The sequence below is a fragment of the uncultured Rhodospira sp. genome (assembly GCF_937138205.1).
GTDB lineage: Bacteria > Pseudomonadota > Alphaproteobacteria > Rhodospirillales > Rhodospirillaceae > Rhodospira.
Genome location: NZ_CAKZOT010000040.1, coordinates 65,270 through 74,188, shown reverse-complemented (window position 1 = coordinate 74,188; position 8,919 = coordinate 65,270). Strand labels below are relative to the sequence as shown.

Annotated in this window: 9 protein-coding genes; 5 read left to right on the top strand and 4 right to left on the bottom strand. The window is 69.4% G+C overall.

All coding sequences use genetic code 11. The features are described 5' to 3' along the window. Positions 1-524: caspase family protein (locus Q0309_RS04625; protein WP_299437955.1), on the bottom strand; the 524-nt coding region annotated here is incomplete at its 3' end. Positions 525-1,228: 704 nt separating this feature from the next. Between Q0309_RS04625 and thrS the strand changes: the two genes are divergently transcribed. Then, complete coding sequence (gene thrS / locus Q0309_RS04620; protein ID WP_299437953.1) at positions 1,229-3,214, top strand: threonine--tRNA ligase; 1,986 nt, start codon at positions 1,229-1,231, stop codon at positions 3,212-3,214. A gap of 181 nt (positions 3,215-3,395) precedes the next feature. Beyond that, on the top strand, positions 3,396-3,917 hold the full coding sequence (gene infC, locus Q0309_RS04615; RefSeq protein WP_299437951.1) for a translation initiation factor IF-3: 522 nt from the start codon (positions 3,396-3,398) through the stop codon (positions 3,915-3,917). A 192-nt stretch (positions 3,918-4,109) separates the two neighbouring features. Here infC and Q0309_RS04610 read toward each other — a convergent pair whose 3' ends face one another. Next, entirely contained in the window at positions 4,110-4,928 is an 819-nt protein-coding gene (locus Q0309_RS04610; RefSeq protein ID WP_299437948.1) for an ADP-ribosylglycohydrolase family protein, read from the bottom strand. Between the two features lie 47 nt (positions 4,929-4,975). Further along, positions 4,976-5,332 (bottom strand): BolA family transcriptional regulator, encoded by a 357-nt coding sequence (locus tag Q0309_RS04605; RefSeq protein ID WP_299437946.1) that lies wholly within the window; start codon positions 5,330-5,332, stop codon positions 4,976-4,978. Between the two features lie 180 nt (positions 5,333-5,512). Between Q0309_RS04605 and grxC the strand changes: the two genes are divergently transcribed. The 3 genes from grxC (at position 5,513) to Q0309_RS04590 (ending at position 7,393) form a co-directional block, all read left to right on the top strand. Further along, complete coding sequence (gene grxC, locus Q0309_RS04600; RefSeq protein WP_299437944.1) at positions 5,513-5,785, top strand: glutaredoxin 3; 273 nt, start codon at positions 5,513-5,515, stop codon at positions 5,783-5,785. Beyond that, complete coding sequence (locus Q0309_RS04595; protein WP_299437942.1) at positions 5,782-6,621, top strand: carbon-nitrogen hydrolase family protein; 840 nt, start codon at positions 5,782-5,784, stop codon at positions 6,619-6,621. The genes grxC and Q0309_RS04595 overlap by 4 nt, the downstream gene beginning before the upstream one ends. Before the next feature lie 115 nt (positions 6,622-6,736). Next, positions 6,737-7,393: a J domain-containing protein gene (locus Q0309_RS04590; protein ID WP_299437940.1), complete on the top strand. Its 657-nt coding sequence runs from the start codon at positions 6,737-6,739 to the stop codon at positions 7,391-7,393. Between the two features lie 9 nt (positions 7,394-7,402). Here Q0309_RS04590 and mnmE read toward each other — a convergent pair whose 3' ends face one another. Beyond that, positions 7,403-8,767: a tRNA uridine-5-carboxymethylaminomethyl(34) synthesis GTPase MnmE gene (gene mnmE, locus Q0309_RS04585; RefSeq protein WP_299437938.1), complete on the bottom strand. Its 1,365-nt coding sequence runs from the start codon at positions 8,765-8,767 to the stop codon at positions 7,403-7,405. Between the last annotated feature and the right edge of the window lie 152 nt (positions 8,768-8,919).

Below are 8,919 nucleotides of genomic sequence, written 5' to 3'. Positions count from 1 at the left end.
CCATGAGATATTGAACGAAAACCGCGATGAAAGGGATTGTTGCGACAGGCGTCAAGTATGACTATGTTTAGTCTATTCCCGGCATATTCCATAACTGAGAGCACCGCAGCGGCGTCGACAGCCTCGATATCTACATCAGGTTCTCGTCTTATCTTTGCTCCAGCACCAACAGGAATAAGGTAATTTGTTCCGCCGATTTGCATACCGTGGCCAGCGTAGTAAAACAATCCTATGGAGTCGTCCCCGGAAGCGGTTAGGCGATCTCCAAAATCTCGGATCGCTTCCTTCATGCGTCTTTGGTTCAGGTCAGTTTCCACAACGACCTTGAAGCCAGCCGCCTCCAACGTTTCCGCCACAATTCGTGCATCATTGGCCGGGTTCTGCAGCGCCCCCATGTCGTAGGCGCTGTTGCCAATGACCAGGGCATGGCGTTGGGAGTCTGCTCGAACTGGGGTGGCAAGCAACCCGACCAACGTCAGGGCAAGGGAGAGCACCCCTATACGTAAAGGATGGAACGCAGGCACGAGACACCTTTATATAGGAGGCCCCATTCATCGCGGGAAGCACTATCATTTCACGCCCACAGATTCAATACATCCATTTTGGATAGGGCCGAACACCGTGTGGTCGTCGACGAAGCAGGCTTCGGCCCATTCGCTTTAAAAAGATGCCGACCGTGGCCCTATCCAATCAGGTTCAGTCACCGCAGCGGCGACAATCGCATGACTCGGCGCACGGGCGTGCCAAACCTCCTCTCAGCCCTGTGCGACACCTGCGGCACGGTCGTCGCCATTCCGCCCCCATCGACTCCGGCCATCGCGGCGGCGCGGTCCGCGTTACCTTGACATCGCCGGCCTGGGGCCTAATGTGGGGGGAGGCTCGCGGGTGGTCCCGGGGGCCCCAACGTTTTACCGGTTCGTGACGCCCAACGCCTGACGCCCAACGATGATGATCGCGCCCGTCGCCGACAGCTTCCGCCCAGTTGCACGCGCCCTCACCGGCGGCGTGGGGGTGACGCGCGCCTCGCGGCGAACCCCCGTGTGGGGGTAAGGCGTCACACCCGGACCCCAGGTCCTTGGGCGACGCGCCGCCGCGCCGCCGGCCTTCCAGGGGTCCTCACCCTCCTGCTCAACACCGCGACCGCGCGCGCCGTCGTCCCGCCCCGTCCCGTCCCGCGCCGGGGGGATGGATCGTCCGGCCGGCCGCCCCATCTGAAGGTCTGACCCCCATGGTTGCCATCACGCTGCCCGACGGCAGTCAACGCCAGTACGACGGCCCGGTCACGGGCCTGGACATCGCCAAGGACATCGGCCCCGGCCTCGCCAAGGCGGCGCTCGCCTGCACGGTCGACGGCGAGATGTGGGACCTGACCCGCCCCATCGAGGCCGACGCCTCGGTCGCCCTGATCACGGCCAAGGACGAAGCGGCCGCGCTGGACCTGATCCGCCACGACGCCGCTCATGTGATGGCCGAGGCGGTGCAGGAGCTCTATCCCGGCACCCAGGTGACCATCGGCCCGGCGATCGAGAACGGCTTCTACTACGACTTCGCCCGCGCCGAGCCGTTCACGCCCGACGACCTGGACAAGATCGAGGCGCGAATGCGTGACATCGTCGCCCGCGACGAGGCGATCGTGCGCGAGGTCTGGGACCGCGACGAGGCCATCGCCCACTTCCAGGAGATCGGCGAGCAGTACAAGGCCGAGATCATCGCCGACCTGCCCGAACACGAGCCCATCACGGTCTACCGCCAGGGCGACTGGCTCGACCTGTGCCGGGGGCCGCACCTGCCGTCCACCGGCAAGCTGGGCACGGCGTTCAAGCTGACCAAGCTGGCCGGCGCCTACTGGCGCGGCGACTCGCGCAACCCCATGCTGCAACGCATCTACGGCACGGCCTGGGCCACGGACAAGCAGCTCAAGGACTACCTCCACATGCTGGAGGAGGCGGAAAAGCGCGACCACCGCCGCCTGGGCCGCGAGATGGACCTGTTCCACTTCGAGGACTACGCCCCCGGCTCGGTGTTCTGGCACCCCAAGGGCTGGACGCTGTTCCAGACGCTGATCACGTTCGTGCGGCGGCGCCAGGCGGAGGCCGGCTTCGTCGAGGTCAACACGCCGGACATGATGGACCGCAGCCTGTGGGAGGTCTCGGGTCACTGGCAGAACTACCGCCAGAACATGTTCACGACCAAGACCGAGGACGAGCGCGACTTCGCGCTCAAGCCCATGAACTGCCCCGGGCACTTCGCTATCTACAAGAACGCCCTGCGCAGCTACCGGGAGCTGCCGCTGAAGATCGCCGAGTTCGGCAAGGTGCACCGGTATGAACCCTCGGGGGCGCTGCACGGCCTGCTGCGCGTGCGCAGCTTCACCCAGGACGATGCGCACGTGTTCTGCACGCCGGACCAGTTGCGCGAGGAGTGCCTGAAGCTCAACAGCCTGATCCTCGGCCTGTACCGAGATTTCGGGTTCGAGGACCTGACCATCAAGCTGGCGACGCGGCCGGAGAAGCGAGTCGGCTCGGACGCGCTGTGGGACGCGGCCGAGGCGGCGCTGCAAGGCGTGCTCGACGAGGTGGTCCGCGAGGGTCACGGCCGCATCAAGGCGTCGGTCAACCCCGGCGAGGGCGTGTTCTACGGGCCGAAGCTGGAATACGTGCTGCGCGACGCCATCGGCCGCGACTGGCAGTGCGGTACGGTGCAGGTGGACTTCAACCTGCCGGGCCGCTTCGACGCCAGCTATGTCGGCGCCGACGGCGACCGTCACGTGCCGGTGATGATCCACCGCGCCATGTTCGGCTCGCTGGAACGCTTCACCGGCGTGCTGATCGAGCATCACGCCGGCAAGTTCCCAATGTGGCTGGCGCCGGTGCAGGTGGTGGTGGCCACCATCACCGGCGAGGCCGATGCGTATGCCGTGGACGTCGCCGCCGCCCTGAGGGCAGCCGGGCTGCGGGCGGAGGTCGACCTGCGCAACGAAAAGATCAACTACAAGGTCCGCGAGCACTCCAACGCCAAGGTGCCGGTGATCGCCGTGGTCGGCAAGCGCGAGGCCGAGGAGCGCACGGTGGCGCTGCGGCGCCTGGGCGGGGCCAGTCAGGAAGTGCTTGCGCTCGCGGATGCGCTGAATACACTTAAAGACGAGTCGTTGCCACCCGACCTGCGGGGAACCGTCGCGCCCGAGGGCGCGGAGCAGGTCGAACGGGTGGCGTGACCGGTTGGACCCGGTTCGCGATGGTGGCGTGTCACGGCGTGGCACGGCCGCGGCGGGGCGGGTCCCATCGGGGTTCGACGGGGGAGAACGGGGGAACCGGGCCGGTGTCGGCCTGCCCCCGGGACGTGACAACAACGGACTTTGATAACAACGGAAGAGGCATCCCATAGCTAGGCCACCGATGACGGCGCCACCGACCCGCGACGGGCCGCGCGTCAATGATGCGATCAGGGTTCCGCAGGTGCGACTGATCGACGCCGAAGGGGAAAACGTCGGGGTCGTCGCCATTCGCGACGCCTTGAACCAGGCCGAGGAGGCCGGGCTGGATCTGGTCGAGATCTCGCCCAACGCCGACCCGCCCGTGTGCAAGATTCTCGACTACGGCAAGTTCAAATACGAAAACCAAAAGAAGAAGAACGAGGCCAAGAAGCGCCAGAAGGTCATCGAGGTCAAGGAGATCAAGCTCCGGCCGAACATCGATGAGCACGACTATGTCGTGAAGATGAAGAACTGCCACAAGTTCTTGTCCGAAGGCGACAAGGTCAAGGTGACTCTGCGCTTCCGTGGCCGCGAGATGGCGCACCAGGACCTCGGCATGAAGGTGCTGATCCGCGTGCGCGACGACATGGCGGACCTGGCCAAGGTCGAACAGTTGCCGAAGATGGAAGGCCGCCAGATGATCATGATCATGGCCCCGAAGTAGGGGCGACCAGTCGGGGCGGCCGCCGTGGGTCGCCGGCACCGGACGAGATCGGGGCGGGGATGAGGCATCCCTGCCCCGTTTGCGTTTATCCTGTCCGCCGAATGAACCGACCTCATTCGTCGGACGGCCGGCGCGACTGCGCCGGCGCCCACGGCGCCGGCCCAAGGACCCTAGTATGGCCGCCGTCCGCGCTCACGGACCGGAGCCGGAGGGCAGGTGCATGGCCCCAGCGGCCTGGGTTCCCGGCGGTCCCGCCGCGACCCGCGCCTCGAAATGGGTCAGCACCATCGCCAGATCCTCGGCCAGGTGATCGCGCGCCGCCGCGGCCACGGGCGCCGGCAATCCGAAGCGCGCCTCGGCCACGGCGCCGGTGATGCAGGCCAGCGTGTCGGTGTCCCCGCCCAGGCCGACCGCCGTCCGCACCGCCGCCTCCCAGTCCTCCGCCTCGAACGCGGCCGCCAGTGCGGCCGGCGTTGTCCCGGCGGCCGAGACGTCGAAGCCGCTGGACGCAAGCGCCGACTCCGGACGCAGGTCGTAGCGGTATGTCCGGGCGATATGGTCGCGCACGGCGGCCACATCGTCGCCGCGGCGGAACCTCACGATGGCCTCGGCCACCGCCTGGGCGGCGGCCACGGCGGCCGGGTGGTTGTGGGTGACGTTGGCCTGCAGCGCGGCCAGGTCGCGCGCGTCGGCCTCCTCCTCGGTCAGCCAGCCGACGGCGGCCCCGCGCATGGGCGCGCCGTTGCCCCAACTGCCGTACGGACCCTGGGCGTCGTCGAGCGCCCAGCGCAGGAACATGCCGCCATAGCCCCGGTCGGGATGGCGGCGCACGAAGGCGCGTAGCGTTCCCGCCATGTCGGTGCCGTCGAGCAGCGCCGCCGCCACGGCGACGGTGCAGACCGTATCGTCGGTGAACCGACAGTCCGGGTGGAACAGGGGGAACCCGGGGGGCGGCGGCGGTCCGCCCTCGAATCGGGAGCCGATGATGTCGCCGGCGATGGCGCCGAGCATGGATCCTCCTGGGCGCGGACGGGACCGGGCCGCCGCGCGGTATGGTGTCAGCACGGCCGGTTCGTGGTGGCCCGGTCCTGCTCCGCCTCGTCCGGGGTGCGAGCCATGATGGACAGCGCGTGAACGCGGTCCCGCAGTTCATCCCGCAGCAGGTCGGTCACCATGCGGTGGCGCTCGACGCGAGAGCGGCCCTCGAAGGCCGGCGAGACGACCTCCACCCGGAAATGGGTTTCGGTCGCATCGGCCTCGGGCGGGAGCCCGTGGGACTGCCCGCGTGCCGCCAGCGCCGCCCGACGCGGTCCGTGGCCGGCGTGGCGCTGGGAGTCGTCCACCACCCACAGCGAGACGGGCGCCAGTCCCTCCGTCAGGCGGTGCTGGATGCGGTCGCGGTACGGCGTGGCCATCGGTGTACTCCCTGGTCTTCGGTGCCCGCGACATATGGCGTCCGCGCTGGGCGCGATCAAGGCGACCCGTCCGGACCGGGGGCGGATGACGGCGCCGCCCGCCAAAGACTCTTGACCTGTCCCGCACGGTGTCCAACATGCGCCCACGAAACGACTCGTCCTTTTCGCGGAGACACGCCCATGACCTCGCCCAGGGTGGAGATGTATACGACGCCCATCTGCCCGTTCTGCCTGCGCGCCAAGCACCTTCTGGAGCAGAAGGGCGTCGGCTATGACGAGTACAACGTCATGCTCGACCCCGACACCCGCGCGACCATGATCGAGCGCTCCGGCGGCGCCCGCACGGTGCCGCAGGTCTTCATCAACGGCCAGCACGTGGGCGGGTGCGACGAGTTGTATGCGCTGGACGCCAAGGGCGGGCTCGACCCGCTGCTGGCCGGGATGGCGTCATGACGGTCGCCGATCCCCGCCCATTCCGCGTCGCCTGTGTGCAGGTCAACGCCGGCAACGACATGGACCACAACATCTGGCGCGCGCTGGACGCCGTGCGCCGTGCGCGGGCGGGCGGGGCCGAGTTGGTGCTGCTGCCCGAGAACGTGGTCATGATGGAACTGGGCCGCGAGAACGTGCTCGCCCAGGCTCGTTTCGAGGAGGACCACCCGGCACTGGCAGCCTTCCGCGACGTGGCGCGCGAGACCGGGGCCTGGGTGCAGGCGGGCACGCTGGCCATCCTGACCGGTGACGGCCGGGCCGCCAACCGCGCCTACCTCATCGCGCCGGACGGCTCGATCGCCGCTTGGTACGACAAGATCCACATGTTCGACGTGGACCTGAGCGCCGACGAAAGCTACCGCGAGTCGGATACCATGCATCCCGGCGAGCGCGCGGTGGTCGCCGACCTGCCGTGGGCGCGGCTGGGGCTGTCGGTGTGCTATGATGTGCGCTTTCCGTATCTCTACCGCGCCCTGGCCCAGGGGGGCGCCGAGGTGTTGTGCGTGCCGGCGGCCTTCACGGTGCCGACCGGGCAGGCGCACTGGCACGTGCTGTTGCGCGCGCGGGCCATCGAGACCGGCTGCTACGTCCTGGCCCCGGCGCAGTGCGGCCAGCACCCGCGCGACCGGCGGACCTATGGCCACAGCCTGATCGTCGATCCCTGGGGCACGGTGCTGGCCGACGCCGGCGAGGCGGACTTCGACATCCTGCACGCCACCCTCGACCCGGCCCAGGTGGCGGAGGCGCGCCGGCGCGTGCCCTCGCTGGCCAACGACCGGCTGTTCACGGGACCGTAGGGGGCTCTGGCCGGGCCTCTGCGGCGTCTGTTAACTGGCCCCCTGCCGACGTCGGAGCCCTGGGATCCGCCCAGCTACGCTTGTCAGCGCCCTGGCCCGGTCCCATAGTGGGATCATGGTCGCACACGGACGGAAGACAGGTGCCCGGAGCGCCGCCACCGCCCGGCGTCGCCGGCTGGACCCCCTGCTTGATCTGGACGACATGGCCGGTCTTGGGGACGGGTTCGCCGCGACGCCGGACACCCCCGTGTGCGACATGCCGGGCTGCACGAAGCCCGGGGAGTACCGGGCGCCCAAGGACCGCACCCTCAGCGGCTACTATCATTTCTGCCTGGAGCACGTGCGGGCCTACAACAAGGCCTGGAACTACTGCGCCGGCATGAGCGCCGATGAAATCGAAACGCATGTGCGCACATCGACCATCTGGGACCGCCCCACCTGGCGCATGGGCGGCGGTCTTGGCACCGGAGGGCGGCATTTTGATCCGGCGTCGCTGGACGATCCGCTCGGCGTGTTCGCCGCCGCCCGCGACGCCGAGGCCCGCCACGCGCGCGAGGCCGCCACGCCGTTCGCGAACGACAGCCGCGAGGCGCGGGCGTTGCGCGTCCTCGACTTGGATTGGCCTCTCACCCGCGAGGACCTGCGGGCACGGTATCTGGTGCTGGTCAAGCGCCATCACCCGGATGCCAACGGCGGCGACAAACACGCCGAAGAGCGGTTCAAGAAGGTCAGCGAGGCCTATCGGGTGCTGATGGCCGCGCTGGAGGCGTGAGCCACGCGGTCATTTCCCGATACAGAACGCACCGAAGATCACGTCCAGCAGATCCTCGACGTCGACCCGGCCGGTCAGACGGCCGAGCGCGCGGGCGGCCAGGCGCAGGTCCTCGGCCACCAGTTCCGGCAAGGGCGCGTCCATGGCGCGGGCCAGGGCGTCGCGGGTCTCTTCCAGGGCATGACGATGGCGGGCGCGGGTCAGCGGCGGTGGCGCGCCGGCCCCGGACTCGGTCAGGGTACGCACCCGCTCGGTCAGCGTCGCCAGCAGCGCGTCGAGGCCGGCGCCGGTGGCCAGCGACAGGGGCAGGGGCGCGCGGCCGCCGGGCAGGGCCGGGGGCGGTGTCTCGCCGCGCAGGTCGGTCTTGTTCAGAACCAAAACCGTGTCCGGGTCGGCGGCCAGGGGCGCGACCGCCGGGTCGAGCGGGTCGACGGCGGCCCCGTCCAGCAGCAGCAGGCGCAGGTCCGCCGCCTCGGCGCGGGCGCGGGCGCGGCGCACGCCCTCCCGTTCGATGACATCGGCGGACTCGCGCAGACCGGCGGTGTCGGCCAGCACGACGGGCAAGCCGCCCAGATCAAGGTGAACCTCCACCACATCGCGGGTGGTGCCGGCGATGGCCGAGACGATGGCCGCCTCGCGCCGGGCCAGGGCATTGACCAGGCTGGACTTGCCGGCGTTGGGCGGGCCGAGCACGGCGACGTGCACGCCGTCGCGCAGGCGTTCGCCCCGGGGCGGCTCGGCCAGGTGGGCGGCGATCTCGGTTTCGAGCGCGGCGACGTCGTCGAGCAGGGCGGGCAGAAGCGCCTCCGGAAGATCCTCGTCGGAGAAGTCGATGGTCGCTTCCAAATGGGCCAGCGCGCGCACCAGCCGCTCGCGCCAACCGTCGGTGAGGCGCGCCAGGGCGCCGTCCTTCTGCCGCAGTGCTTGGCGCCGTTGCGCGGCGGTCTCGGCGTCGATCAGGTCGGCCAGGGCCTCGACGGCGGTCAGGTCCAGCTTGCCGGCATCGAAGGCGCGCCGCGTGAAGGCGCCGGGCTCGGCGGGGGCGAGGCCGGGCAGGGCGGCGAGCGCGTCCAGCAACGCGCGCACGGTGGTGCGGCCGCCGTGGCCGTGCAGCTCGGCCATGTCCTCGCCGGTGTAGCTGGCCGGGCCGGGGAACCAGAGCACCAGGCCGTCGTCCACCGTCTCGCCGGTGGCCGGGTCCTGGAAACGGGCGCGGGTGGCGCGGCGCGGCGCGGGGAGGGTGGCGCGCCCTGTCAGAGCACACAAGGCGGGGCCGGCCTGCGGGCCGGACACGCGGACCACCGCCACCCCGGCGCGACCCGGGGCGGTGGACAGGGCGAACAGGGTGGGGTGGTCGGGTGGCTGGGTCGGCATGGCGCCGAGGATGCACGGCGACGGGGTCGGAGGCAAGCTGTATGGACGGAGTGTATTGACAGACCGATCTTCGTGGCCCATTGTTTGGGAATAAGCTCAGGTCGTCGCTACAAAAAAAGTCACGTTCGAGGGACGATCGGGCACGGAACGCG